This window comes from Streptomyces sp. XH2, from assembly GCF_049725035.1.
Taxonomy (GTDB): domain Bacteria; phylum Actinomycetota; class Actinomycetes; order Streptomycetales; family Streptomycetaceae; genus Streptomyces; species Streptomyces roseoverticillatus.
Genome location: NZ_JBMMMZ010000014.1, coordinates 106,001 through 132,083, shown reverse-complemented (window position 1 = coordinate 132,083; position 26,083 = coordinate 106,001). Strand labels below are relative to the sequence as shown.

General features: G+C 72.2%; 24 protein-coding genes. 9 read left to right on the top strand and 15 right to left on the bottom strand.

Annotated features, from left to right (window positions below; all coding sequences use genetic code 11):
* Positions 1 to 67 precede the first annotated feature (67 nt).
* The 3 genes from ACOTKD_RS27700 to clpS all read right to left on the bottom strand — a co-directional run bounded on the left by ACOTKD_RS27700 (position 68) and on the right by clpS (position 2,789).
* Positions 68 to 1,558 (bottom strand): amino acid permease, encoded by a 1,491-nt coding sequence (locus ACOTKD_RS27700; RefSeq protein WP_424891704.1) that lies wholly within the window; start codon positions 1,556 to 1,558, stop codon positions 68 to 70.
* Positions 1,559 to 1,875: 317 nt separating this feature from the next.
* Positions 1,876 to 2,478 carry a DUF2017 domain-containing protein gene (locus tag ACOTKD_RS27695; protein ID WP_424891703.1) on the bottom strand — a complete coding sequence of 201 codons (603 nt, stop codon included), beginning with the start codon at positions 2,476 to 2,478 and terminating at the stop codon, positions 1,876 to 1,878.
* Positions 2,478 to 2,789: an ATP-dependent Clp protease adapter ClpS gene (gene clpS / locus ACOTKD_RS27690; protein ID WP_235485935.1), complete on the bottom strand. Its 312-nt coding sequence runs from the start codon at positions 2,787 to 2,789 to the stop codon at positions 2,478 to 2,480. The genes ACOTKD_RS27695 and clpS overlap by 1 nt, the downstream gene beginning before the upstream one ends.
* 144 nt (positions 2,790 to 2,933) lie before the next feature.
* Between clpS and ACOTKD_RS27685 the strand changes: the two genes are divergently transcribed.
* Positions 2,934 to 4,262: a nicotinate phosphoribosyltransferase gene (locus ACOTKD_RS27685; RefSeq protein ID WP_424891702.1), complete on the top strand. Its 1,329-nt coding sequence runs from the start codon at positions 2,934 to 2,936 to the stop codon at positions 4,260 to 4,262.
* 148 nt (positions 4,263 to 4,410) lie between these two features.
* Positions 4,411 to 5,004 (top strand): isochorismatase family protein, encoded by a 594-nt coding sequence (locus ACOTKD_RS27680; RefSeq protein ID WP_424891701.1) that lies wholly within the window; start codon positions 4,411 to 4,413, stop codon positions 5,002 to 5,004.
* A 195-nt stretch (positions 5,005 to 5,199) separates the two neighbouring features.
* On the opposite strand, the gene ACOTKD_RS27675 is transcribed toward ACOTKD_RS27680, so the two are convergent.
* Both ACOTKD_RS27675 and ACOTKD_RS27670 read right to left on the bottom strand, forming a co-directional pair.
* A complete protein-coding gene (locus tag ACOTKD_RS27675; protein ID WP_424891700.1) occupies positions 5,200 to 5,523 on the bottom strand; it encodes a hypothetical protein in 324 nt (107 codons plus the stop codon).
* Positions 5,524 to 5,658: 135 nt separating this feature from the next.
* Entirely contained in the window at positions 5,659 to 8,070 is a 2,412-nt protein-coding gene (locus tag ACOTKD_RS27670; RefSeq protein ID WP_424891699.1) for an immune inhibitor A domain-containing protein, read from the bottom strand.
* A gap of 338 nt (positions 8,071 to 8,408) precedes the next feature.
* Between ACOTKD_RS27670 and ACOTKD_RS27665 the strand changes: the two genes are divergently transcribed.
* On the top strand, positions 8,409 to 8,663 hold the full coding sequence (locus ACOTKD_RS27665; RefSeq protein ID WP_424891698.1) for a hypothetical protein: 255 nt from the start codon (positions 8,409 to 8,411) through the stop codon (positions 8,661 to 8,663).
* A 13-nt stretch (positions 8,664 to 8,676) separates the two neighbouring features.
* Here ACOTKD_RS27665 and ACOTKD_RS27660 read toward each other — a convergent pair whose 3' ends face one another.
* Together ACOTKD_RS27660 and ACOTKD_RS27655 are read right to left on the bottom strand one after the other, a co-directional pair.
* Positions 8,677 to 9,372 (bottom strand): RDD family protein, encoded by a 696-nt coding sequence (locus ACOTKD_RS27660; protein ID WP_424891697.1) that lies wholly within the window; start codon positions 9,370 to 9,372, stop codon positions 8,677 to 8,679.
* 55 nt (positions 9,373 to 9,427) lie between these two features.
* Positions 9,428 to 10,861: an RDD family protein gene (locus tag ACOTKD_RS27655; protein WP_424891696.1), complete on the bottom strand. Its 1,434-nt coding sequence runs from the start codon at positions 10,859 to 10,861 to the stop codon at positions 9,428 to 9,430.
* Positions 10,862 to 11,203: 342 nt separating this feature from the next.
* On the opposite strand from ACOTKD_RS27655, the gene ACOTKD_RS27650 reads away from it, so the two are divergent.
* Positions 11,204 to 11,614, top strand: a complete 411-nt coding sequence (locus ACOTKD_RS27650) for an SsgA family sporulation/cell division regulator (RefSeq protein ID WP_424891695.1) — start codon at positions 11,204 to 11,206, stop codon at positions 11,612 to 11,614.
* Positions 11,615 to 11,643: 29 nt separating this feature from the next.
* Here the strand turns inward: ACOTKD_RS27650 and ACOTKD_RS27645 are convergent, their stop codons facing one another.
* Entirely contained in the window at positions 11,644 to 13,017 is a 1,374-nt protein-coding gene (locus ACOTKD_RS27645) for an FAD-binding oxidoreductase (RefSeq protein ID WP_424891694.1), read from the bottom strand.
* Positions 13,018 to 13,073: 56 nt separating this feature from the next.
* Complete coding sequence (hppD, locus tag ACOTKD_RS27640) at positions 13,074 to 14,216, bottom strand: 4-hydroxyphenylpyruvate dioxygenase (RefSeq protein WP_424891693.1); 1,143 nt, start codon at positions 14,214 to 14,216, stop codon at positions 13,074 to 13,076.
* A 121-nt stretch (positions 14,217 to 14,337) separates the two neighbouring features.
* On the opposite strand from hppD, the gene ACOTKD_RS27635 reads away from it, so the two are divergent.
* From ACOTKD_RS27635 to ACOTKD_RS27615, 5 genes are read left to right on the top strand one after another with little or no spacing between them, the layout of a single operon-like run.
* The gene (locus tag ACOTKD_RS27635; protein WP_424891692.1) at positions 14,338 to 14,817 is read left to right on the top strand and encodes an Lrp/AsnC family transcriptional regulator; all 480 of its coding nucleotides are present in this window, start codon (positions 14,338 to 14,340) and stop codon (positions 14,815 to 14,817) included.
* Between the two features lie 36 nt (positions 14,818 to 14,853).
* Positions 14,854 to 15,501, top strand: a complete 648-nt coding sequence (locus ACOTKD_RS27630; protein WP_424891691.1) for an ABC transporter permease — start codon at positions 14,854 to 14,856, stop codon at positions 15,499 to 15,501.
* Positions 15,494 to 16,765 carry a betaine/proline/choline family ABC transporter ATP-binding protein gene (locus tag ACOTKD_RS27625; protein WP_424891690.1) on the top strand — a complete coding sequence of 424 codons (1,272 nt, stop codon included), beginning with the start codon at positions 15,494 to 15,496 and terminating at the stop codon, positions 16,763 to 16,765. Before ACOTKD_RS27630 ends, ACOTKD_RS27625 begins: the two co-directional genes overlap by 8 nt.
* Positions 16,762 to 17,721: an ABC transporter permease gene (locus ACOTKD_RS27620; protein ID WP_424891689.1), complete on the top strand. Its 960-nt coding sequence runs from the start codon at positions 16,762 to 16,764 to the stop codon at positions 17,719 to 17,721. Before ACOTKD_RS27625 ends, ACOTKD_RS27620 begins: the two co-directional genes overlap by 4 nt.
* Position 17,722: 1 nt before the next feature.
* Entirely contained in the window at positions 17,723 to 18,706 is a 984-nt protein-coding gene (locus ACOTKD_RS27615) for a glycine betaine ABC transporter substrate-binding protein (RefSeq protein WP_424891688.1), read from the top strand.
* A 21-nt stretch (positions 18,707 to 18,727) separates the two neighbouring features.
* Here the strand turns inward: ACOTKD_RS27615 and ACOTKD_RS27610 are convergent, their stop codons facing one another.
* The 6 genes from ACOTKD_RS27610 to ACOTKD_RS27585 all read right to left on the bottom strand — a co-directional run bounded on the left by ACOTKD_RS27610 (position 18,728) and on the right by ACOTKD_RS27585 (position 26,028).
* Positions 18,728 to 19,570 (bottom strand): hypothetical protein, encoded by an 843-nt coding sequence (locus tag ACOTKD_RS27610; protein ID WP_424891687.1) that lies wholly within the window; start codon positions 19,568 to 19,570, stop codon positions 18,728 to 18,730.
* Between the two features lie 92 nt (positions 19,571 to 19,662).
* On the bottom strand, positions 19,663 to 20,304 hold the full coding sequence (locus ACOTKD_RS27605; protein WP_424891686.1) for an IclR family transcriptional regulator: 642 nt from the start codon (positions 20,302 to 20,304) through the stop codon (positions 19,663 to 19,665).
* A 303-nt stretch (positions 20,305 to 20,607) separates the two neighbouring features.
* The gene (locus tag ACOTKD_RS27600) at positions 20,608 to 22,398 is read right to left on the bottom strand and encodes a DEAD/DEAH box helicase (protein WP_359103899.1); all 1,791 of its coding nucleotides are present in this window, start codon (positions 22,396 to 22,398) and stop codon (positions 20,608 to 20,610) included.
* A gap of 73 nt (positions 22,399 to 22,471) precedes the next feature.
* Positions 22,472 to 23,941, bottom strand: a complete 1,470-nt coding sequence (locus ACOTKD_RS27595) for an MFS transporter (protein ID WP_424891685.1) — start codon at positions 23,939 to 23,941, stop codon at positions 22,472 to 22,474.
* Between the two features lie 399 nt (positions 23,942 to 24,340).
* Positions 24,341 to 25,474 (bottom strand): YeiH family protein, encoded by a 1,134-nt coding sequence (locus ACOTKD_RS27590; RefSeq protein ID WP_424891684.1) that lies wholly within the window; start codon positions 25,472 to 25,474, stop codon positions 24,341 to 24,343.
* Positions 25,474 to 26,028: a cysteine dioxygenase gene (locus ACOTKD_RS27585; RefSeq protein WP_424891683.1), complete on the bottom strand. Its 555-nt coding sequence runs from the start codon at positions 26,026 to 26,028 to the stop codon at positions 25,474 to 25,476. The genes ACOTKD_RS27590 and ACOTKD_RS27585 overlap by 1 nt, the downstream gene beginning before the upstream one ends.
* Positions 26,029 to 26,083 lie beyond the last annotated feature (55 nt).

Below are 26,083 nucleotides of genomic sequence, written 5' to 3'. Positions count from 1 at the left end.
CCCGTACCAGTCGGTGGTACGGGCGGGCCCGGATGCCGGACGGCCTTAGGAGGCCTTCCGTCAGGCCTTACGCGGCCTGGTCGACCTTGACGGCCTCGACGGCGGCCTGCGAGTAGTCCTTGCGCTCGAAGGCCTGCGGGTTGCGGCGCTTCAGCACGAGGTAGGACACCCACATGATCGCGGCCCAGACCGGGGCGCAGTACAGCGAGACCCGAGCGTCCGCGTCGATGCCCATCATCACGATCACCATGAAGATGAAGGCGAGCGCGAAGAGGCTGGTCCACGGGGCGCCGGGGGCACGGAACGCGGACTGCGGGAGCTCGCCGCGGTCCGCCTTGCGGCGGTAGCGCAGCTGGGCGACGAGGATCACGATCCACGCCCACATGCCGGAGATGGTCGCGAAGGAGACGACGTAGTCGAACGCCTTGCCCGGCCACTGGTAGTTGATCCAGACGCCGACGAGCATCAGCGCGGCGGAGAAGGTGGTGCCGCGCAGCGGCAGGCCGCGCTTGGTCAGCTCGCCGAAGAACTTCGGGCCCTGGCCGTTGAGCGACAGGTCGCGCAGCATGCGGCCGGTGGAGTACATGCCCGAGTTGCAGGACGACAGCGCCGCGGTGAGGACGACGAAGTTGACGATGCCCGCACCGGCCGGCAGGCCGATCTTCTGGAAGGCGGCGACGAACGGGCTCACGCCCGGCATGAACTCGCCCCACGGGACGACGGCCAGGATGATGATCAGCGCGCCGATGTAGAAGACGGCGATGCGCCACGGCACGGTGTTGATCGCCTTGGGGAGCGTCTTCTCCGGGTCCTTGGCCTCGCCCGCGGTGACGCCGACCAGCTCGACGGCGAGGAAGGCGAACATCACGATCTGCAGGGTCATCAGGGTGTTGCCGATGCCGTGCGGGAAGAAGCCGCCGTCGTTCCAGAGGTTGGAGACGGTGGCGGTGTCACCGGCGTCGGAGAAGCCGATGGTCAGCACGCCGATACCGATCAGGATCATGCCGATGATGGCGGTGACCTTGACCATGGAGAACCAGAACTCCAGCTCACCGAAGAGCTTCACGGAGATCAGGTTGGCGAAGTACAGGAGGATGGTGAAGCCCAGCGCGGCGACCCATTGTGGAATGGAATGGGTCCAGTACTGCACGTAGGAGGCCGCGGCGGTCACCTCGACGATTCCGGTGACGACCCAGAAGAGCCAGTACGTCCATCCGGTCACATAGCCCCAGAAGGGACCGAGGAACTCCCGGGCGTAGTCCGAGAAGGAGCCCGACACCGGGCGGTACATGAGCAGCTCACCGAGCGCTCGCATGATGAAGAAGATGACCAGACCGGCTATGGCATAAGCCAGGATCAGGCTGGGTCCGGCCTTGGAAATGGCCTTCCCCGCGCCGAGGAAGAGGCCGGTGCCGATGGCGCCACCAATGGCGATCATCTGAATCTGGCGGTTACCGAGTCCCCGCTCGTAACCCTCGGAAGCCGACTTGCCGCTTCCCTTGTGGCCCGTTTCCGCGACTGCGTCCGCGGTACGTGCCGCGACCTGCTCAGAGGTCATGGTGGTGCGCCTTTCTCCATACCGATCCGGATGCTCCGGATCGGGTTCCGATCCCCCCGGATGGAGTCCTGCGAGTGCCGACGGTCGGCCGGCTCAGCGCTCCCGCCGTGAACATGGGTGGCGTCACGGAGGCAGGTCGCAAAGATGTACCACGAGTGGCCGGTAGATCGTCTGAATGCCGATCATGGACCAGTGACGCAGACCACAAAGAAATGCGGACAATAAGGAAAAGGAGTGTTAACAGGCACCGTTACGGTGATCCGATCGTTATCCGGACTTGATTGTTCCCTGAGCGGACGCCCGGACGCTTTGATCGATCATCCCATCAGTGCATCTACCAGCGTTTCCTGCAGTCCGCCGAGCCAGAGATGGGCCATCACCATCGGCTTGCGCGCATCGTCGTCCGGCAGCCGGAGCAGCGCCTCGCTGTCGTCCTCATGGGTGATTTCCAGCCGCGCCCCGATGGTCAGCCGGAGGTCGTTGAGGGTGCCCAGCCAGCGGCGGCACTCCTCGGGTGTGAGGCGCAGGACGGCCACGTCGTTTCCGGCGTCTCCGGCCACCGCGAGGGCGTCCAGCGAGCGGACGACCGCGAGGGCGTCCTCGCGCTTGCGGTCGCGCAGGTCGTTCTCGGTGTAGCGGCGGAATTCGGCGGCGTACGCGCGCTGCTGCGGGTCCTGCCCGGCGCCCGGGTCGCCGTAGGCGTCGGGGAAGAGCCGGGCGAGGGCGGGATCGGCCGGCGGCTCGCTGGGGCCCTCGGCGAAGAGCCGCGCGAGCGGGTCGGCGCCCTCGGGGCCCTCGGTGTCGCCCGGGCCGATCAGCTCCAGCAGCTGGACCGCGAGGCTGCGCAGGATGGAGACCTCGACCTCGTCCAGGGCCACGGCGGCCCCGCCGCCGGACAGCGGCTCGAAGTGGCCGGCCATCAACGGTCCTGCGACAGCGTCGCCCACAGCCCGTAGCCGTGCATCGCCTGCACGTCGCGCTCCATCTCCTCGCGGCTGCCGCTGGAAACGGTGGCGCGCCCCTTGTGGTGGACGTCGAGCATCAGCTTGTGGGCCTTGTCCTTGGAGTAGCCGAAGTACGCCTGGAAGACATACGTCACATAACTCATGAGGTTGATGGGGTCGTTGTGAACCAGCGTGACCCAGGGAACGTCGGGCTCGGCCACCGCGTACGGGGACTCGCTCGACTCGGTGCGTTCGATCTCGACCGGTGCAACACTCACGTTTCCCATGCTGCCACTCGGGGGCTTGCGATGCACAAAGGGGGGTGCCCCCGGGCCGCGCGTCGGGCGGGTGCCGGGCGGGTGCCGGGCCTCACAGGCTTCCCTGCGTAGAAATCGTCAGACTGACGAGTATTGGGGGTAGCATCTGGTTCCATGAACGCTGCGGACTTGAGGCTGCCGGTGGACGTTCCGTCGACGGCCCTCTTCACCGACCGGTACGAACTCACGATGCTGCAGGCCGCGCTGCGGTCCGGCACCGCCGACCGCCGCTCGGTCTTCGAGGTCTTCACCCGCCGGCTGCCCGAGGGGCGCCGCTACGGCGTCGTGGCGGGCACCGGCCGCGTCCTGGACGCCGTGGAGAACTTCCGCTTCGACAGCGGCGTCCTGGACTTCCTCGCCGCCCAGCGGATCGTCGACGAGCCGACGCTCGCCTGGCTCGCCGACTACCGTTTCCGCGGCGACATCTGGGGCTACCCCGAGGGCGAGGTCTACTTCCCCGGCTCGCCGGTCCTGCGCGTCGAGGGCACCTTCGCCGAGGCGGTGCTGCTGGAGACCGTGATCCTGTCGATCCTCAACCACGACTCGGCCGTCGCCGCCGCGGCGTCCCGGATGGCCGTGGCCGCCGGCGACCGCCCGCTGATCGAGATGGGCGCCCGGCGCACCCACGAGCTCGCGGCCGTCGCCGCCTCCCGCGCCGCCTACGTGGGCGGCTTCACCTCCACCTCCGACCTCGCGGCCGGCTTCCGCTACAGCATTCCGACCGTCGGCACCAGTGCGCACGCCTTCACGCTCCTGCACGACAGCGAGCGCGACGCCTTCACGGCCCAGGTCGACTCGCTCGGCGGGGGCACGACCCTCCTCGTCGACACCTACGACGTGGCCGAGGCCGTCCGCACGGCCGTGGAGATCGCGGGCCCGGAGCTCGGCGCCGTCCGCATCGACTCCGGCGACCTGCTGCTGCTCGCGCACCGGGTCCGGCAGCAGCTGGACGACCTGGGCGCCGCCAAGACGAAGATCGTCGTCACCAGCGACCTCGACGAGTACGCCATCGCCTCGCTCGCCGCGGCCCCCGTCGACGCGTACGGGGTCGGCACCCAGCTCGTCACCGGCAGCGGGCACCCCACCTGCTCGATGGTCTACAAGCTCGTGGCCCGCGCGGACGAGCCCGGCCCCAACGCCCCGCTGCGGCCCGTCGCCAAGAAGTCCATGGGCGGCAAGGCCTCCATCGGGGGCCGCAAGTGGGCCGCGCGCCGGCCCGACGCGGCCGGGGTCGCCGAGGCCGAGGTCGTCGGCACCGGGCCGGTGCCGCCGGAGCTCGCGGACCACCAGCTGATCGTGGAGCTCGTCCGCGGCGGCGAGGTCGTCGCCCGCGAGCCGCTGGACACCGTGCGGGAACGGCACGCCGCCGCCCGGGCCGGGCTCCCGCTCTCCGCGACCCAGCTCTCGCGCGGTGAGCCGGTACTGCCCACCGAGTACCTCTGACGCTCCCCGTGCGCCCGGTGGGCCTCCCCCGCTCCGGGTCCCTCTCCCATTGCGCAACGGAAGTCACTACCCTCGGTCACAGAGAGGCGATCCGTACAGTCGTGATCCGCACTGTCGGCCGAGGGCCCTTCCACAAAGGATCCGCACTATGCAGCGTGCACTGATCATCGTCGACGTGCAGAACGACTTCTGCGAGGGCGGCAGCCTCGCGGTCGCGGGCGGGGCGGACGTGGCCGCGGCCATCACCGACCTCGTCGGCGAGGCCACCGCCGGGTACCGGCACATCGTCGCCACGCGCGACCACCACATAGACCCCGGCACGCACTTCTCCGCCGAGCCGGACTACGAGACCACCTGGCCGCCGCACTGCGTCGCCGGCACGGAGGGGTCCGGGTTCCACCCGAACTTCGCTCCCGTCATCGCCTCCGGGGCGATAGACGCCGTCTTCGACAAGGGGGCGTACGCGGCCGCGTACAGCGGGTTCGAGGGCACCGACGAGAACGGGGTGTCCTTGGCGGACTGGCTGCGGGAGCGGGGGGTGACCGAGGTCGACGTCGTCGGGATCGCCACGGACCACTGCGTCCGCGCCACCGCGCTGGACGCGGCGCGGGAGGGGTTCTCGACCCAGGTGCTGCTCGACCTCACGGCGGGGGTCGCCCCCGGGACGACCGAGCGGGCGCTCGGCGAGCTCCGTGAGGCGGGCGTCGAACTGTCCGGCAAGCCAGTGGTTGCGACCGGGTGACGTACGGCCCGGGCGGGCTCGGCACCGCCGGCCACGTGCGCGGTGGCTGATCTCCGCCGCGGCGGAGATTTTCCGGGGCTTCGCCCCGGCTCCTCCGGAGGAAACGGCGAAAGGGCGGGACCGGGGCACTCCACCCGCCGCAGCGGCGCGCAACCAGCGTCGGCGCATCCGGCGGTGCCGATCCGTGCGCACTCCCTACGCAGCAGGGCTGCGCAACAGCGTCCGTATCCCGTGCCACGACTCCGTGTCGTCGTCCGGCGCCGCGCGCCAGACCAGCCCGTCCGGATGGTGGAGGACCGCCGTTATCTCGTCCGGCGTCGGCGGCTCCGTGTTGCCGCGCAGGTAGACCGCCCGCAGGCCCAGGTTCCGCAGGCGCGTGAGCGCGCGCGCCCGGTTCGCGGCGTGCACCAGCACCCGCACCCGGGCTCCGGGCGACGCGCCCCCGCCGGGCGGCCCGGGAAGGTACAGGGCCACGACCACACTGCCGCCCGGCAGCTTGCAGAAACCACCGCCTGCCATGCCCGCGTCACCTCTCCCCGGGCCGGGGTGTCAATAACAGCGTCACGCCAGTCATCTAAACGCGATCGGCCGCCGCCCGCTAGAGGGCGACGGCCGACACCGCTCTGACCTGCGCAAAGGCCGATCCTGAGGGGATTACTTGCCCGACGGGCTCACCTGGACGGTCATCGAGGAACCGCTCGGCGCCTGCCAGAGGATCTTGATCCGGGTGTTGGTGTCAGTAACCTGCACACCGCCGGTCGGGTTGTCCTTGCTCCAGTACGTGCCCTTGCGGTCGTCGAAGACCGGCGCGCCGAGCTTGGCCTTCACGCGGGCCGCGACGCCGTCCTGGTGGACGGTGTAGCCGTCGCTCGGGAACCAGCTGAAGGGCGAGTCGTACGCCTGGAAGCGGTTGCGCATGACCGAACCGTCGGCCCACTTCTCGATCTGCGGGTGCGCGTCGACCGGCAGGATGCGGCCGGTACCGGGGTGCACGCCGACGTTGTTGTCGGCCTGCGAGGTGTCCCACTTCCAGATCAGGAGACCGTTCTGGTACGGGTAGTGCTCGACCCAGCCCGGACGGTCCTTCTTCCAGCCGAAGTTGTACGGGCCGGTCTTGAGGGTCGTGTCGTACGAGACGTACTGCCGGTTCTCGGCGATGTAGTACTGCGCGTACTCCTTGGTGAAGGACTCGCCGATGCGCGAGAAGCCCTTCGCCGTCCAGCCGTTGTCGTCGCCCTCGGCGCCGTCGGTGAAGAGGGTCGCGCCGTCGGCGGTGAGGCTGATGGCGTCGGCGGTGAAGCCCTTGCCGGTGGTGCCGCCGTCCGTGGAGTAGCGGAAGCGCAGGTCGATCTTCTTGCCGGCGTACGCGTCGAGCGGGTACGACAGCTTCTTGTACGCGCCGGACTGGCCGGTCAGGGCGGGCTTGTCGCCGCCGTCGCGCGGGACGGACTTGCCGTCGGCCGTGCCGTCGACCGGGGTCCAGTTCTTCCCGCCGTCCGTGGAGACCTCGACGTAGGCGTAGTCGTAGTTGGCCTCGATGTCCCACCAGCCCGAGAAGTCCAGGCTCGCCTTGGACTTGCCGGTGAGGTCGACCGGGCGGGAGAGGGTGTTCTTCAGGTCGTCGGCCTGACCGCCCCACCACTGCTTGGAGCCTTCGGCAGGGCGGACGACGTCGGTCTTGACCGCCTTGTTGGGCAGGTCGACGACGACCGCCTGCTTGTCCTTGGTGTTGTACTCGGCCACGCCCAGCTTGTGCGTCGACTTCGTCGCCGCCTTCGCCTTGTCGTAGTTGAGCCAGCCGAGCTGCAGCTTGTCCCAGGCGCTCATGTCGCCGGGCAGGTCACCGATGGTGTCCTTGCCGCGGCCCAGCCAGGAACCGGAGGACATCAGCGACCAGTAGGCGACGGAGGACTCACCGGTGCCGGTGGTGTCGTACTCGTCGGGCAGGCCCAGGTCGTGGCCGTACTCGTGGGCGAAGACGCCGAGGCCGCCGTTCTCGGGCTGCATCGTGTAGTCGCCGACCCAGATGCCGGTGTCACCGATCTGCGTGCCGCCGGCCTTGTTGTTCCCGGGGCCGGTCTTGCCGGCGTCCGAGCCGTAGGCGTACCAGCGGTGGGCCCAGATGGCGTCGGTCTTCTGCGCGCCGCCGCCGGCGGACTCGTCCTCGCCGGCGTGCACGATCTGGAAGTGGTCGATGTAGCCGTCGGGCTCGTTGAAGTTGCCGTTGCCGTTGTAGTCGTTGCGGTCCCACTGGTCGTAGGTGGCCAGCTGCGCCTTGATGTCGGCATCGCTGCGGCCGGCCGCCTTCTGGTCCTTCACCCACTGGTTGACGCCGTCGCGCACCAGGTCCCAGGCGGAGGGGCAGTTGGTGGAGCCGCAGTAGTTGGAGCCGTAGCGGGCCTCGTTCCAGGGGACCCGGACCCAGTCGGTGACCGTGCCGTCGACCGTGTAACGCCCCGAGGACTGCTTCTCGTAGTACTTCGCCAGGGACTCCTTGTCCTTGTCGTGCGAGAAGTAGAGGTCCTGGAAGTGCTCCCGGTTGTAGTCCTTCTGCCAGGCCGTGCTGTTGTCGTTCTTGCGGTCCGGCTGCTTGATCTGGTTGTGCGCCGGACCCGGCTGGCCGCCGTACTTCTTCACGGGCGGCTTGGGCCCGTCCGGCCCGTCCGGGTCGTACATCGTGGTGTCGTCGACCTTGTCGCCGAAGTCCACGAGGATCGTGAAGATCCGGTCGGTCTTCTCCCGGGCGAGCTCGACGTACTTCCCCTTGCCGAGCTGGACGACCTTCGACGCGCCGCGCTGCTCCACGCGGGCGTCGCCGGATATGACCTTGTCGAGGGCAGCCTTGCGCTGCGCCTCCCGCTTCTTCGCGTACGGGCCCTTGAGGTCGTGCTCGACGCCCTTCCCGGCCTGCTCCGGGTCGTGGCGCTCGATGCTCGACGGCGTGCCGGCAGTGGTGGCCGCCTGTGCGATCCCGGCCGTGGTCCCCGTCGCCAGGGCCGTCGCGGCGAGCGCGACGGTCGTGGCCACGGCGGCGGATCTGGCGAGCCTCCGTTGGCTGCTCTTCACTTGTGAATGTCCTCCCCAGTGACAACTGTGGAGGTATTTGACCGGAGTGACGCCGGAAAAGACAGACCTTGACTACAAGCGAGAGAGCAAGTACGTTATCCGACCTTTATGTTGCGGATTTCGGACACCAACGGGCGCGCTCGCCCGACCCCTTGAACCGGCGGATGACTCCGTGCGCCCCCCGTGCTCCGGCACCGTGTGTTAGGTCACGCTTACCGGCAGTTCCGCTAGGGCAGACAGGACCGTAGAGTCGTTTTGGTGTACACCATTGCTGTACGCACGCTCTTCGCACCAGCCGGCTCCGCACCCACACCTTTGCTCCGAGGACGGATCCCGCCATGCCGCGTCCGACCCCCGCACAGATAACCTACGGATCGGCCACCGTCGTCTTCTCGACCCTCGCCATGCTGCTGCTCTCGCAGACGAGTTCGGGGTTCGGGATCGCGGTCATCGCCGTCGCAGCGCTCGCGCTCGGCCTGTTCGTCGCCGTCGCCTTCCCGATGCCACGCGCCGGCTCCCGCAGGCCCCGGGTGCCCCGGCAGCGCGCTCCCCTGCCCACCGAGTCGAGACTGAGCGAGCACTCACTGCACTGACCGCACTGAGCACTCACTGCACGGTTGAGACCACCACCGTTTTGGCCGCCTTGTCGTGGATGCACTGGTGGTACGGCATGTCCCACGTACACCAGAGCACATTGACCAGCCAGAAGAGGAAGCCGCAGCAGGGCACCACCTGCGGCAGGTTGTACACGGCGGCGCGCGTCCAGCCCGGACTCCCCTGGGGGATCGCGCCGTTCTCCAGCATCGCCACCCGGATGCTCATCACCATCTTGCCGACGGTCTGCCCCCGCTTGGTGAGCATCAGCCCCTCGTAGACGAAGTAGACGACGGCGATGATGATGCCGAGGCTCGTGGACCGGCCGTCGTTCCAGTTCGCCGGATCCCAGTCCCACATCGCGGCCTTGAAGACCGCGGTGACCGGGATCGACACGAGCAGCGCGTCGATGATGCGGGCGACGAGCCGCTTGAACCGGTTCGCGAGCGGGGGCATGCCCGCGAGCGGGTCGGCGGCGCCGAACGGAGCGCCGTAGGGGTTGCCGGGGCCGCCGCCCGGGCCGGGCGGCGGGGTGCCGTACGGGCCACCGCCGGGGGGCACCTCCGAGCCGGGCGGCCGGCCGCCGCCGGCGTACGCGCCGCCCTCCGGTGGCGGAGTGCCCGGCGGGGGCGACCCGTACGGCGGCAGGGGCGGCTCCGTCGGCCGTTTCTTGAACGGGTCGTCCTCGGGCGGCGGCTCGGTGCTCATGGCCCGAGTAGAACCCGGGGTGCGGCATCGCGCATCCGGCGCTGCGCCGTCCGGGTCAGCGCTTGCCCGCCGCCACGAACGTACGGCCCGCCTTGTCGTGCCAGCACTGCCGCCACGGGCGGTCGAACACGCACCACAGGGCGCCGATCACACCGATCCCCAGCGCGCCGAGCCCCCCGTACACCAGCCAGCGGCGCAGCGCCGCCCCGAAGCGCGGGGTGTCGTGCGACTCGATGTCCAGGACGCGCGTGCCGCACAGCCGCTTGCCCAGGGTGCGGCCCCACTTGGCGGTGGGCAGCGCCTCCAGGAGCACGCCGGCGACGAGCAGGACACCCAGCACGACGGCCAGATACGCGCCGGTCGTGCCGTCGAGCAGCCAGACCGTGACCGTCTCGCCGGACTGCTTGGCCTGCGCGACCTTGTCGTCGATATGGGCGACGGCCTTGGCCCACAGCGGCACGGCCACGGCGCCGACGACGGCGCCCAGCACGACGGAGTCGATCAGGCGGGCGGCGAGGCGCCGGCCCAGCGACGCGGGGCGGCCCTGCTCCTGCGCGGCCCGCAGGAAGGGGTCGTCCTTCGGGGGCTTCCACGGCGCGGCCGCCTCGGAGGAGGAGGCGGCGGCCGGCGGCTGCTGCTGGGCCAGCTGCTGCACCTGCTGGGCCCAGCCGCCGGCCGCGGGCCGGGCCTGCTCCGCGGTGCGGGGGCGGGGCTGCTCCTGCGGGCGGGGCTCGGGCAGGGCGGCGGGCGCGGACCGCGCGGGAGCGGGCAGCGCGGCCGCCGGGGCCACGGCGGGCAGTGCCCGGCGCTCGGGCGGCACGGTCTGCGGCCCGGCGGGCGGCTGGGCCTGCGCCTCCTCCACCCGGGCATCCGGCCGGCCCGGGGCGCCGGCGGGCGGAACGGGCTTGCCGGAGGTGCGCAGCTGCATCGTGCCGCCGGGCCGGACGGCGGGGACGCCGCTCTCCGCCCGGGCCGCGGGCTCTTCGGCGCGCTGCGGCTCGGGGCCGCGCGGCTCGGAGCGGGCCGGGCCGGCGGCGGGAGAGGCGACGCGCGGGTCGCGGGGCCCGGGCAGCCCGGCGCCGGAGCCCTCGCCCCAGGAGACGCGCCGGTCCTGGTCGCCGCCGAAGCCTTCCTGCCGGGCGGGCTCCGCCCGCCAGGCGGGGGCCGGCTCCGAACGGGCCTCGCGCAGGGCCGGCTCCTCGTCGAGGAACATCGGCCCCGTCTCGTCGGGCTGCTGGGCGACCGGCTGCCGGTCGGGGCCGGAGCGGCGCGGTGTCGGCGGCACGGGCGAGGCGAGCGCGGGCGCCGCGGGCTTGGCGAGACCGGCGGGCGGCGCGGGCATCGGCTCGCCCTCGGCGGGCGCCGGCCGGCTGGTACCGGGCACCCAGGCGGTGCCGCTCCAGTAACGGATATAGCCAGGAATGGAAGGGTCCGGATAAAACCCTTCCACGGGGCTGTTGTCGGCGGATCCTGAGGAAGGGGCGCTCATGGTCTCCGATGTCCCGTATCTGCTCGGCCGTACTGCGGTGTCGGTGCTCGGTGGGGCGGGCGACGACAAGCAGTCTGCCGCACTCGAGCGACGTGGGGCGCGCTGCTCCCCTGCCTCCATGACCTCTATGCACAAAAGGCAACCGGGCGCGCTGCACACAGGTCTACCAGACGGCTCTCCACTCTGCGGCCGTCCCGCGGGCGGGACCACTCACACGTGCGACCGGCGCACCGGTTCGGCGAAGTCGCGTAATGGTGTGGGGGTCGTTGCGCTCTCTGTCGGTGCGGGCCCGTTCGCGAGGGGCCACGGACCGAGAGAAGCAGAGCAGAGAGGGCGCACTTCATGCACACCGTGGTGGAAAGAGAGCTGGAGATCGACCTGGTGCTGTCGCCCGAGCGCAGCATCCCCGTGCCGTCGCGGCTGAGCTACCGGACGGCCGACCCGTACGCGGTGCACATCGCCTTCCACGTCACCTCGGAGGCCCCGGTGCACTGGACGTTCGCGCGCGAGCTGCTGGTCGAGGGGGTGTTCCGGCCGTGCGGCAGCGGGGACGTACGGGTGTGGCCGACGCGCACGGACGGGCGCAGCGTGGTGCGCATGGCGCTGTCCTCGCCGGACGGCGCCGCGCTGCTGGAGGCCCCGGCGCCGGCGGTGTCGGCGTGGCTGGAGCGGACGCTGCGGGTGGTGGCGCCGGGGTCGGAGCGGGAGCGGCTGGAGCTGGACGCGGCGCTGCGGGAGATCCTGGGCGCGTAGCGCTCTTCCCCCGGCCCGCGTCAAGTGCCTTACGCGTCCAGCACTTTGCCCGGGTTCAGGAGGTTAAGCGGGTCGAAGGTCCTTTTGATCCCCCGCTGGATCTCCAGACCCACGGGGCCCAGCTCCCTCGCGAGCCACTCCTTCTTCAGGACGCCCACGCCGTGCTCGCCGGTGATCGTGCCGCCCAGCTCCAGGCCGAGGGCCATGATCGCGTCGAAGGACTCGCGGGCGCGGCGCGACTCGTCGGCGTCGGCGGGGTCGAAGCAGACGACGGGGTGGGTGTTGCCGTCGCCGGCGTGGGCGCACACGCCGATCGTGAGCCCGTACTTGCGGGCGATCTCCGCGGTGCCCTCCAGCATGTCGGCGAGGCGGGAGCGGGGCACGCATACGTCGTCGATCATGGTGGCGGGCCGGAGGGTCTCCAGGGCGGTGAGGGCCATCCGGCGGGCCTGCAGGAGCAGCTCGGACTCGGCGGCGTCCTCGGCGGGGACGACCTGGTCGGCACCGGCGGCCGTGCACAGCCCGGCGACGGCGGCGAGGTCCTGCGCGGGGTCGGGGGTGTCGAAGGCGGCGAGGAGGAGCGCTTCGGTGCTCTCCGGGAGGCCCATCTTCGCCATGGCGTTGACGGCGCGGACGGTCGTGCGGTCCATGAGCTCCAGCAGCGAGGGGGCGTGGCCGCGGGCCATGATCTGCCGGACGGCCTCGCCGGCCGCGGCGACCGAGGGGAACTCGGCGGCGAGCGCGAGCTGTTGGGGCGGTGCGGGCCGCAGCGCGAGGACGGCCCGGACGACGACGCCGAGGCTGCCCTCGGAGCCGGTGAACAGGCGGGTGAGGTCGTAGCCCGCGACGCCCTTGGCGGTGCGGCGGCCCGTCCTGAGCAGCCGGCCGTCGGCGAGGACGACGTCGAGGCCGAGGACGTACTCGGCGGTGACGCCGTACTTCACGCAGCACAGGCCGCCGGAGGCGGTGCCGATGTTGCCGCCGATGGTGCACTGTTCCCAGCTGGACGGGTCGGGCGGGTAGTAGAGGCCCTGTTCGGCGACGGCGCGGGAGAGGACGGCGTTGACGACGCCCGGTTCGACGACGGCGACGCGGTCGACGGGGTCGATCTCCAGGATGCGGTCCATCTTGACGAGGGACAGCACGATGCAGCCGTCGGCGGCGTTGGCCGCGCCGGACAGGCCGGTGCGGGCGCCCTGCGGGACGACGGGGACCCGCAGGGCGGTGGCCGTGCGCATGATGTGCTGCACCTGCTCCACGGTGCGGGGGAGCGTGACGACCGCCGGCTGGCCCGCGGTGCAGAAGCCCGCCATGTCGTTGGCGTACGACGCGGTGACGTCGGGGTCGGTGAGGACAGCCTCTTCGGGTAGGCCTTCGCGCAGGTGCTCGATCAGTTCGCCCATGCGGGGGTCCTTCCCCTGCCCGCCCCCTCCCGAACCGGGGTTGCGCCCCGGGACCGTCAGAGATTGCCCCGCTTCTCCTGCTCCCGCTCGATCGCCTCGAAGAGCGCCTTGAAGTTGCCCTTGCCGAAGCCCATCGACCCGTGCCGCTCGATCATCTCGAAGAAGACGGTGGGCCTGTCCTGCACCGGCTTGGTGAAGATCTGGAGCAGGTAGCCGTCCTCGTCGCGGTCGGCGAGGATCTTCAGTTCGCGCAGGGTGTCGACGGGGACGCGGGTCTCGCCGACCCACTCCCCCAGCGTGTCGTAGTACGAGTCGGGGGTGTCGAGGAACTGCACGCCCGCGGCCCGCATGGCGCGCACGGTCGCGACGATGTCGTTCGTGGCGAGGGCGATGTGCTGGACGCCGGGGCCGTTGTAGAACTCCAGGTACTCGTCGATCTGCGACTTCTTCTTGGCGATGGCCGGCTCGTTGAGCGGGAACTTCACCTTGCGGGTGCCGTCCGCGACGACCTTCGACATGAGGGCGGAGTATTCGGTGGCGATGTCGTCGCCCACGAACTCCTTCATGTTCGTGAAGTGCATGACGTTGTTGTAGAACGCCACCCACTCGTTCATCTTGCCGAGTTCGACGTTGCCGACGCAGTGGTCGATGGCCTGGAAGCGGCGCTCACCGGGCTCGACGAGCGGCTTGGCGGCGACGTAGCCGGGCAGGTACGGGCCGGTGTACGCGGACCGGTCGACGAGGGTGTGGCGGGTCTTGCCGTACGTGGCGATGGAGGCGAGGACGACGGTGCCGTGCTCGTCCGTGACCTCGTGCGGGGCCTCCAGGCCGGTCGCGCCGTGCTCGACGGCGTAGGCGTAGGCGGCGCGGGCGTCCGGCACCTCGATGGCGAGGTCGACGACGCCGTCGCCGTGCTCGGCGACGTGCTCGGCGAGGAAGCGGCCGTGGTCGGTGGCGGCCTTGATGACCGTGGTGAGGACGAAGCGCGCGCCGCCGGACTCCAGGACGTAGGAGGCGGTCTCGCGGCTGCCGTTCTCGGGGCCGCGGTAGGCGACGAGCTTCATGCCGAAGGCGGTGGAGTAGTAGTGGGCGGCCTGCTTGGCGTTGCCGACGGCGAAGACGACCGCGTCCATCCCCTTGACCGGGAAGGGGTCTGCCTGCCGTGCGGTGTGCGGGGTGTGATCGGTGGTCTGTGTCATGGCCGCAGCGTCCCGCCGATCCACAAGGTGCGCAATAGTTTGCGTATTCACTGGGCATATTGCAAAGCAGACCGCGGGTAACACCGGTCGTTCTGTACATGCTGACCACTGGGAGGACCGGATGGCGATCGATCGTTTGGACGGCCGGCTGATCGAGCTGCTGGCCGAGGAGCCGCGGATCGGCGTGCTGGAGGCCTCGCGCCGGCTGGGCGTGGCGCGCGGGACCGTGCAGGCGCGGCTGGACCGGCTGCAGGCGCAGGGCGTCATCCGGGGCTTCGGCCCGGACGTGGACCCCGCGGCGCTGGGCTATCCGGTGACGGCCTTCGCGACGCTGGAGATCAAGCAGGGGCAGGGCGGTGACGTCCGGGCGCACCTCGCGACCGTGCCCGAGGTGCTGGAGCTGCACACCACGACCGGGCGCGGCGACATGCTCTGCCGTCTGGTCGCACGCTCGAACGCCGACCTCCAGCGTGTGATCGACCGCGTTGTGGGTTTTGATGGCATCGTGCGGGCCTCCACGGCGATCGTCATGGAGAACGCCGTGCCGCTGCGGATCATCCCGCTGGTGCAGCAGGCGTCGCAGGACCCGCACCGGCCCTGACCGTGGCGGCGCCCAGGCGCGGAGGGAGGCGAGCGGGTGAGCTTCTGGCAGTACGTGGCCGGCCGCCGCGCCCAGCTGCTGGCGGACGCCTGGCAGCACGCGAGCGCCGTCTTCCAGTGCATGGTGATCGCCACCCTCGTGGGCGTGGTGATCGGCGTCCTCACGTACCGCAGCGAGTGGGCCGGGAACCTGGCGGTGACCACGACGGCGACCCTGCTGACCGTCCCCTCGCTGGCCCTGCTCGGCCTGCTCGTGCCGCTCACCGGCCTGGGCGTGGCGCCGACGGTCACGGCGCTCGTGCTCTACGGGCTGCTGCCGATCGTCCGCAACGCGGTGGTGGGGCTGCGGGGCGTGGACCCCTCGCTCGTGGACGCGGCGACGGGGATCGGGATGTCCCGGGCGGCCCGGCTGCTGCGCGTCGAGCTGCCGCTGGCCTGGCCGCCGATCCTCACCGGGATCCGGGTGGCCACCCAGATGATCATGGGAATCGCGGCGGTCGCCGCGTACGCCTCCGGGCCCGGCCTCGGCAACGAGATCTTCCGCGGCGTCTCGTCGCTGGGCAGCGCCAACGCCCTCAACCAGGTGCTCGCCGGGACGCTCGGGATCATCGTGCTCGCCCTGCTCTTCGACGCGGCGTACGTGCTGGTCGGGCGGCTGACGATCCCGGGCGGGATCCGTGGCTGAGGCCGCTGCGCGCCCCCCGGAGGAGCGGGCGCGGACCTCCGGCGCCACCATCTCCCTGGAGAACCTCACCAAGCGCTACCCCGGCAATCCCACCCCCGCCGTGGACTGCGTGAACATGGACATCAAGGCCGGGGAGCTGGTGGTCTTCGTCGGCCCGTCCGGCTGCGGCAAGACCACCACCATGAAGATGATCAACCGGCTGATCGAGCCGACGTCGGGCCGGATCCGCATCGACGGCGAGGACGTCACCGGCATCGACCCGGTCCGGCTGCGCCGCAAGATCGGCTACGCGATCCAGGCCTCCGGGCTGTTCCCCCACATGACCGTCGCGCAGAACATCTCCCTCGTGCCGCGCATGACCGGCTGGTCCAAGCGGCGGATCGGCGAGCGGGTGGAGGAGATGCTGGACCTGGTGGGGCTCGACCCCGGCGAGTTCCAGGGCCGCTATCCGCGCCAGCTCTCCGGCGGGCAGCAGCAGCGCGTCGGGGTGGCCCGCGCCCTGGCCGCCGACCCGCCGGTGCTGCTGATGGACGAGCCGTTCGGCGCGGTCGACCCGATCACCCGCGACCACCTGCAGGACGAGCTGATCCGGCTGCAGCACGAGCTGCACAAGACGATCGTCTTCGTCACCCACGACTTCGACGAGGCCATCAAGCTCGGGGACCGGATCGCGGTGCTCCGCGAGCGCTCGCACATCGCCCAGTTCGATACCCCGGAGGCCATCCTCACCAACCCCGCCGACGACTTCGTCTCCGGCTTCGTGGGCGCGGGCGCGGCCCTCAAACGGCTCAACCTCACGCGCGTACGGGACGTGGGCGTCGTCGACTTCCCCACCGCCACCATCGACGACCCCCTGCAGACGATCTTCGACCGGCTGCGCGCGGGCACCGCCAACGAGGTGCTGCTGCTGGACCGGCACCACCGCCCGTACAAATGGCTGCGGCGCGGCGACCTGATGCGGGCCAAGGGCTCCCTCGTCCGCGCCGGCACCCTCGTGCACGACACCGTCACCCGCGACGCGACGCTGCGCGACGCGCTGGAGGCCGTCCTCATCGACAACGCGGGCCGGGTGCCGGTCACCGGGCGGCGCGGCCGCTACGAGGGCGTCGTCGACATGGAGACGCTGATGAACTCCGTGCACGAACTGCTGGAGGAGGACCGGCTGGACGCCGTCGAGCACCAGCACCTGCTGGAGGAGCAGCGGGCCCAGCAGGTGCTGGAGGAGCAGGAGGGCACGACGGACGCACCGGAGGAGCTGGCGTGAACGGGCAGCCGGGCGGGCGGGCCCGCCGGCCGGACGGCCTGCACGACGACACGGGGTACGCGGCCTTCCGCGCCGTAGTGCGCCCGGAGGATGCCGGGACGGTCGGCGGCGCGGCGGCGGACGGCGCGGCATCCGGCACGGACGACGCCCCGGGACGGGCAGGCCCGCCCGGGCCCCCGCCCGGCTCTCCCCCGCCCGGCTCTCCCCCGCGGGCCGCGCCCCGCCGCGTCACCTGGCAGAAGCTCACGATCCTGCCCGCCTTCCTGCTGGCCCTGCTGCTGGCGACCTGGCTGTGGTTCCGCGGCGCCGACCTCGACTCCATCGCCCGGAACTCCATCGCCGACGGCAACGTCTGGCTGCGCCTGCGGCAGCACGTCGTCCTCACCGTCGTCTCCACCTTCTTCGTCCTGGTCATCGCCATCCCGCTGGGCATCCTGCTCACCCGCCGCCGGCTGCGCCCCGCCGCACCCCCCGTCGTCGCCGTCGCGAACGTCGGCCAGGCCACGCCCGCGATCGGCCTGCTGGCGCTGCTGGTGATCTGGCTGGGCATCGGCATGCGGGCCGCGCTCGTCGGCATGGTCGTCTACGCGGTGCTGCCCGTGCTCGCCAACACGATCGCGGGGCTGCGCGCCATCGACCCGACGCTCGTGGAGGCCGCGCGCGGCATCGGCATGTCGGCCATGGGGGTGCTGCGCCGGGTCGAACTGCCCCTGGCCGTACCGCTGATCCTCGCGGGCGTGCGGACGGCCCTCGTCCTCAACGTGGGCACGGCGACGCTCGCCTACTTCGGCGGGGGCGGCGGGCTCGGCGACCTGATCGCGTCGGGCATCACCAACCAGCGGATGCCGGTGCTGGTGCTGGGGTCGGTCCTGACCGTGGCGCTCGCCCTGCTGGTGGACTGGATGGCGTCCCTGGCCGAGCTGCTGCTGCGGCCGCGCGGGCTGGGGGCGTCCTGACATGGGCGGCCGAAGAGCGCGCCGGGCGGCGCCGGTCCTGGCGCTGGCGCTGCTCGCCGCCACGTCCGCCGGCTGCGGCCTGACCAGCGGCTCCCCCCTGGCCGACGGCGTCCGGCCCGGCTCGGTCGGCCAGGGCCTGCCGCTCAAGGGCGCCTCCCTGACCGTCACCTCCAAGAGCTTCAGCGAGAACATCGTGCTCGGCCAGATCATGGGCCTCGCCTTCAAGGCCGCCGGCGCGAGCGTGCTGGACCGCACCAACATCCAGGGCTCGGTCGGGGCGCGCGAGGCGGTCCGGTCCGGCGGCGCGGACGCCATGTACGAGTACACGGGCACCGCCTGGATCACCTACCTCGGCCACGACGAGCCGATCCCCGACCCGCAGCGGCAGTGGCGGGCCGTCCGCGACGCCGACGCCCGCAACGGCCTCACCTGGCTCGCGCCCTCCGCGCTCGACAACACCTACGCCCTGGCCATGAGCCGCGCCGGCGCCCGCGCGTACGGCACCCGCACGCTCTCGGAGGTGGCCGCCCTGTCGAGGCGCGCGCCGGGCGCCGCGACGCTGTGCGTGGAGACCGAGTTCGCGGCGCGCGACGACGGGCTGCAGGGCATGGCGAAGGCGTACGGCATGAACGTGCCCGCCTCCCGCGTCCAGAAGATGGACGGCGGCATCATCTACACCCAGGTCTCCGGCGGGCGCTCCTGCACCTTCGGCGAGGTGTTCACCACCGACGGCCGCATCGCGGCCATGCACCTCGTCGTCATGCGCGACGACAGGCGCTTCTTCCCCAACTACAACGCCGCGCCGGAGGTCAACAGCGCCACCCTGCGCAGGTATCCGGCGATCAAGGACGTCCTGGACCCCATCACGGCACGGCTCGACAACGACGTGGCGCGGGAGCTCAACGCCGAGGTGGACGTGGCGGGGAAGGACCCGCGGGAGGTCGCGGAGGAGTGGCTGGTGAGGGAGGGGTTCATCACCCGCTGAGCGCTCCGCCGGGCTGGGAGGTCAGCAGGTGGGGACGTTGTTCTCGTCGCCCGACGCGAGGGCCCGCAGCGACTTGACCGCGTCCTGCAGCTTCTCCACCGGGACCAGCCGCAGCCCCTTGGGCAGGTTGGCCTTCGCCGCCGAGCACTCGGCCTTCGGGACGAGGAAGACCGTCGCGCCGTCGCGCCGGGCCGCCTGCGTCTTCAGCGGGACGCCGCCGACCTCGCCGACGGTCCCGTCGGGGTCGATGGTGCCCGTGCCGGAGATGGTGCGCCCGCCCGTGAGCTCGCCGCCGCGGCCGTCGCCGTCGACCTTGTCGATGATGCCGAGGGTGAAGAGCAGCCCGGCGCTCGGGCCGCCCACGTCGCCGAGGCTGAGGCCGACCTTCAGCTCGCCGGGCGAGCGGTGCAGGTAGCGGCGGGCGGCGTCGGTGGCCGCGTCCTGCGACTTCTTCATCTCTTCCTGGTTGTGCGCGTCGACCTCCTCGTCGGAGTCACCGACGGGGTAGACGGCGTCGTGCGGCATCACGGCCCGGTCCGTACGGGACCAGCCGCTGATCACGTCGCCCAGGTCCACGTCGACGCGCGGGCCCGTCACCACGATCGTGGTCATGCGCAGCTGACCGGTGGTCTTCCGCGCGGTGGCGCCCTCGATCTCGATCACCTGCTTGCCCTCGTGGGAGCCGAGCACGTCCACCGTCGAGCCGGGCTGCGCCACCGAGAACGGCAGCGGCACGAAGGGCACGGAGGCGAGCAGGGCGACGACGGGCACGGCACAGACGGCGAGGGTCCGGGCGCGGCGGGACCGGGCGGGCCGCCCGGCCGGAGCGGGCGCGGCCGGAGCAGGCGTGGTCGGAGCGGGCATGCAGCGAATCTAGTTCACCGGCGTCCCTTCCGTGACATGCGCCCTCGCCGGGCGAGGCGCGGCGAGGGCGTACGGCGTGCGGGACGCCGGGGTCACCTCAGGGCGTCGGCGACCTCCTTGGCCGCCTCCATCACGCGCGGGCCCACGCGGTCGGGGATCGTGTCCGTGAGCATCACCACGCCCACGCTGCCCTCGATCCCCAGGACGCCGAGCAGCGGCGCCGCCGCGCCGCTCGCGCCGGCCTCCAGTTCGCCGTGGGTGAGGGCGTAGCGGGGGCTGTCGGTCTCCCCGCGGCGGGGGGCGATTTGGGCGCGGCCGGCCGCGCCCCGGTCCAGGGGATGGCGGAAGCCCGCGCGGTAGGCCACGTGGTAGTCCGTCCACGTCGGCTCGACGACGGCCACCGCGAGCGCCTCGGTGCCGTCGACGAGCGTGAGGTGGGCGGTGGCCCCGATGTCCTCGGCCAGGGAGCGCAGGGCGGGCAGGGCCGCCTCGCGCACCAGCGGGTGCACCTGGCGGCCGAGCCGCAGCACTCCGAGGCCCACCCGGGCCCGGCCGCCGATGTCCCGGCGGACCAGTGCGTGCTGCTCCAGCGTGGCGAGCAGGCGGTAGACGACCGTCCGGTTGACCCCGAGCCGGGTGGACAGCTCGGTGACGGTCAGGCCGTGGTCGGTGTCGGCGAGCAGTTTGAGGACGCGCAGTCCCCGGTCGAGCGTCTGCGAGGTCTCCGCTGTCACGACGCCCCTCCTCCGATGTATGGCGGCTCTCGGGGTGGGGTGCGCCGCCGGTCCGCAGCCGGCAGCGCGCGAGGAGAGGCCGCCGGCGGCTTGTCGCTTCTTGCAGCTCTTCTGTACCGGCTGCGCTCCGCGGCGGCGCTGCCACGGGGCGTGTGCGTGACCGGCACCGTAGCGCCGCCGGTCCGCTCAGCGGAAGAGTCTGCCCGCGATCCGGTCAGGCCAGGGCCGAATTACGGATATCGGGGCCGACGTCCCATCATGCGGACGCCGGCCCCGATGGGTCCGGGAGGCGGGGCGCGTGCCCTACTTCATGCGCGTCGCCCACTCGCGCACCTTCTTGATGCGCTCGTTCAACTGGCCCGCCGTGGCCTCCGCGCTCGGCGGGCCGCCGCAGACGCGGCGGAGTTCGGTGTGGATGACGCCGTGGGGCTTGCCGCTCTGGTGGACGTAGGCGCCGACGAGCGTGTTGAGCTGCTTGCGCAGCTCCAGGAGCTCCTTGTGGGTGACCACCGGGCGCCGCTCGGCGGGCAGTTCGAGGAGGTCCGCCTCCTCGTCCGGCCGCTTGCGGCTGTGCGCGATCTGGCGTGCCTGCCGCTTCTGCAGCAGCAGCTGCACCTGCTCGGGCTCCAGCAGGCCGGGGATGCCGAGGTAGTCCTGCTCCTCCTCGCTGCCCGCGTGCGCCTGCATGCCGAACTCGGCGTTGTTGTAGAGCACCCGGTCGAAGACCGCGTCCGACTCCAGGGCCTCGAAGGAGAGTTGGTCGTCGGTGCCGGTGTCCTCGTCCTGCTGGCGCTCCGCCTCGGCGAGGAGCTTGTCCTCCTCCGCGTACGGGTCCTCCTCGCCGTCGCCCTTCTTCGGCTTGTCGAGGACGTGGTCGCGCTCGACCTCCATCTCGTTGGCGAAGGTCAGCAGGTCGGGGACGGTGGGCAGGAAGACGGACGCCGTCTCGCCGCGGCGCCGGGAGCGCACGAAGCGGCCGACGGCCTGGGCGAAGAACAGCGGCGTGGAGATCGTCGTCGCGTAGACGCCGACCGCGAGCCGGGGCACGTCGACGCCCTCGGACACCATGCGGACCGCGACCATCCAGCGGTCGGTGCCGTGCGAGAAGTCGTCGATGCGCTGGGAGGCGCCGCTGTCGTCGGACAGCACGAGCGTGGCGCCCTCGCCGGTGATCTCGCGGATCAGCTTGGCGTAGGCGCGGGCGGACTCCTGGTCGGAGGCGATCACGAGGGCGCCCGCGTCCGGGATGGACTTGCGCACCTCGGTCAGCCGGCGGTCGGCGGCGCGCAGCACGTTCGGCATCCACTCGCCGCGCGGGTCGAGCGCGGTGCGCCAGGCCTGGGAGACGGCGTCCTTGGTCATGGGCTCGCCGAGGCGGGCCGCGATCTCGTCGCCCGCCTTGGTGCGCCAGCGCATGTTGCCGCTGTAGGAGAGGAAGATGACCGGGCGGACGACGCCGTCGCCGAGGGCGTTGCCGTATCCGTACGTGTAGTCGGCGGAGGAGCGGCGGATGCCGTCGTTGCCCTCCTCGTACGTCACGAACGGGATCGGGTTGGTGTCCGAGCGGAAGGGCGTACCGGTCAGGGCGAGCCGGCGGGTGGCGGGCTCGAAGGCCTCCAGGCACGCCTCGCCCCAGGACTTGGAGTCGCCGGCGTGGTGGATCTCGTCGAGGATGACGAGGGTCTTGCGCTGCTCGCAGCGGTTGCGGTGCAGCATCGGGCGCACGCCCACGCCGGCGTAGGTCACGGCGACGCCGTGGTACTCGCGGCCGAGGGGGCCGGCGCTGTACTCCGGGTCGAGCTTGATGCCTATCCGGGCCGCCGCTTCCGCCCACTGCTTCTTCAGGTGCTCGGTCGGGGCGACGACGGTCACCTGCTGGACGACGTGGTGGTGCAGCAGCCAGGAGGCCAGGGTGAGGGCGAAGGTCGTCTTGCCGGCGCCGGGGGTGGCGACGGCGAGGAAGTCGCGCGGCTGCTCCTGGACGTACTTCTCCATGGCGCCCTGCTGCCAGGCGCGGAGCTTGTTCGCGGTACCCCAGGGGGCCCGGCCGGGGAAAGCAGGGGAGAGATGGTGGTTCGTTGTGGTGGTAGTCACGGTCTCCGTCGGCTGGTTCGGCGGCGGTGGGCAACCGCGTCAGCCTACCGGGGCCGCGGTTCACGCTCCGGGGTTACGCCCCGGGGTCACCCGAGGGTGGGACCGAGGTCACACCACCGCCGGCGGCCTCCCGCGGCGCGAGCCGGCCGGCCACGTACGCGCCCACCAGCGCGAACGCCGCCGCGGCCGCGAAGACCGCCGCGAAGGCGTGCGGCGGGGCCGCGGAACCGGCCGTGGCCCCGCTCACCGAGCCCCCGCCGAACGAGACGAAGAGCACTCCGGCCAGCCCGACCAGGAGGATGCTGCCGAGCGCGTCCGACGTCTGCAGGGAGGCTGCGTTCGTGCCCTCCTCGCCCGGCCGGGACAGCTTCAGCAGGAGCACCGCGCCGCTGGAGATCGTCAGGCCCATGCCGTAGCCGCCGAACACCCAGGACGCCCCGGCCAGCCACACCGGCACGCCGTGCACCAGCACCGTCGCCATCAGCACGACGGCGAGCGCCACCAGCCCCATGCCCAGGCCCATCAGCCGCTCGCGGTACGGCTCGGCCCGGCGGCGGCTCTGGGTGTACGAACCGAGCGCCCAGCTCAGCCCGCCGCCGGTGAGGGAGAAGCCCGCGAGCGTCGCGGACAGGCCGCGCTCCGTGACCAGCATCAGCGGGATGAAGCTCTCCGCGGCCACGAAGGAGCCCTGCGCGATGCCGCGCAGCAGCACCACCGACGGCAGCCCGCGGCGGGCGCGGAACGTGCCGGACGGCAGCAGGCGCCGTATGCAGGGCACCAGCAGGGCGAGCCCGGCGGCGGCCGGCAGCAGGGCCCACGGCGTGAGGTCCTGCCCCGCGTACTGCAGCAGCCCGGCACCCGCCGCGACGGCCAGCGCCAGCAGGATGCGGCGCCGGTCCGGCGCCCCGGCCGGCGTGCCCGGCGGCAGGGCGCGCAGGGCCGGGAGCATCACCGCGAGCGGCAGCAGGACCAGCACCGGGATGGCCAGGAACACCCAGCGCCAGCCGAGCTGCTCGGTGACCGCGCCCGCCACCAGCGGGCCGACGATCACCGGCACCACCCAGGCCGCCGAGAACGAGGCCATGACCGAGGCGCGCAGCCGCTCCGGATACGCCCGGCCGACCACCACGTACAGCGCGACGATCACCAGCCCGCCGCCGAGGCCCTGCACCCCGCGCCCCGCGACGAACATCCACATGCGCTGCGCCGAGCCCGCGATCACCAGGCCGGTGCCGAAGGCGGCGATGCCGGTGAAGAGGGGGAGGAGCGGGCCCGAGCGGTCGCACCACTCCCCCGACAGCGTCATCGCGAAGAGGCTCGCGGTGAAGAAGGCCGAGAAGGCGAAGGCGTAGAGGCCGATGCCGTCGAGGGCGCGGGCGGCGACGGGCATCGCGGTGTTGACCGCGCTCGCCTCGAAGGCGATGAGGGAGACGACCGAGATGATGCCCAGGGTGAGCGCCCGGTGACGGCGCCCGAGTATGCCGTCGGCCGGGTCGTCGTGCGGGGCGGCGGCCTGTGGGGCCACGGATTCGGCTGCGGTCATACTGCCTGAGCGTACGGAGGGGATCCGCTTCCGGCACCTGGCGCGGGAACCGGAATCGCTAGGCCTTGCGCCCTACGACCTGTGCCTGGACGACTGGACCGAGACCTTCGCCGGACCCGGCGCGCCGGGACGCCGGGACGCCGGCTGGACCGGCTGGACCGGCTGCACCGCGTCCCGGCACCGCAGCCGGGGATCTCCCGCCCTCCTCGCCAAGGACGGCGGGAGATCCCAGGGCGCACGACGGGCCCGGGGAGCGTTGCCGCCCCTCGTAGGGCCGGCCCTGTGACGCCTGCGCGGCCGGGTCCCGGGTGGGGCCTCGGGTAGGACCTGGCGTGGGGGCTCGGGTGGGGCCTCAGCTTGGACCTCAGGTGGGCCTCAGCCTGGGCCTCAGCTTGGGCCTCAGGTGGTCAGCAGCACGCCCCCGTACGACGCCCCCGCGATCACCACCCACGAGCACAGGCCGAGCGCGGCGACCCGCCCGCCGGTGCGGACCAGCGACGGCAGGTGGACGGCGCTGCCGAGCCCGAAGAGGGCGGCGGCGAGGAGGAGCTCCTGGACGTGCGCGGCGAGGTCCAGCCCTGCGGCCGGGACCCAGCCGGTGGTGCGCACGGCGACCATGGCGAGGAAGCCGAGCACGAAGAGGGGGACGAGCGGGGGCCGCTTCCCGGCCGCCTTCGCGGACGCGTTCGCGGTCGGGGTGACGGACGCGTCCGTGGTCGGGGTGACGGACGCGTCCGTGGTCCGCTCCGCAGTGGCCTCCGCGGACGCCTGCCGCCGCTTGCGCACCGACACGGCCACCGCCGCGACGAGCGGCGCGAGCAGTGCCACGCGCATCAGCTTGACGAGGACGGCGTCGGTGAGCGCCACCGGCCCGGCCGTCTGTGCCGTGGCCACGACCTGGCCGACGTCGTGGACGCCGGCACCGACCCAGCGGCCGAACTGCGCGTCGTCCAGCCCGAGCGGGTGGTGCAGGAGCGGCAGGACGGCGATGGCGAGGGTGCCGCAGAGGGTCACCAGGGCGACGGAGGTCGCCACGTCCTCCTCGTCGCTGCCGGAGACCTCGCTGACCGCGCCGATCGCCGAGGCGCCGCAGATCGAGTAGCCGGTGGCGATGAGGAGGGGCTGGTCGCCGCGGAGGCCGAGCCGGCGCCCGAGCCAGAGCGTGCCGGCGAAGGTGGCCGCCACGACGGCGACCACCATGGCGACGGTGGCCCAGCCGAGGCCGAGGACGTCGTCGAGGCTGAGCTTGAGCCCGAGCAGGACGACACCGATCCGCATCAGCCGCTTGCCGGCCAGGGTGAGGCCGGGCCGGGCGCCGCCGCGCACCCGGCCCCGTACGCCGGGGGCGTGGGCCGCGGCGATGCCGAGGACGACGGCGGCGGTGAGCATGGGGACGGCGGGGACGAGCAGGTGCACGGCCCAGGCGGCGGCCACGCCGGCGGCGGCGGTGGCGAGGCCGGGGAGCGGCCCGGGGGCGGGCCGCGGCGGTGTGCTCGTGCGGACGCGGTCGGTACGGGGGGTGAGGAGTGCCATCAGATTTCGTCGGCCGGGAGGTCGTAGACGCGCCGGACGCTGGAGCCCAGGCGGGAGATGTCGGCGCCGTAGATGTGGAGGGAGATCGCCTTGGCCGTACAGGCGTTGCGGACGCGGTGGATGTCGCCGGGCGGGGCGAAGCCGCACACGTCGCCCTGGTGGTTGACGACGTCCTCGGTGGCGACGAGGCGAGCGGTGGTGCCGTCGGGCACGAGGCGGTAGCGGCGCTCGCTCTCGGTGCCCTCGTGGACGCCGGTGACGCACCAGGAGACGTGGTCGTGGATGGCGGTCCGCTGGCCGGGCAGCCACACGAGGGCGACGACGGAGAAGCTGCCGTCGTGCTCGGCGTGCAGGATGTGCTGCCGGTAGTGGTCGGGGTCGCCCTCCTGCTGTTCGGCGGTGAGCAGGTCGCCGGCGCCGAGGTGGGCGGCGAGCCGCTCGCCGACGAGGTAGGCCGTCGTGTCGGGCGGCAGGCCACGGCCTACGGCTTCCCGGACGTCGTCGACGAGTTGGGCGAGGCGCGCGGTCGTCGGGGCTGCGGTGGGAGTGGTCATGAGTGCAGGGTCGAGGCGGGCGGTCCGGCGGGTCCAACGACAGTCTGTTGACGGG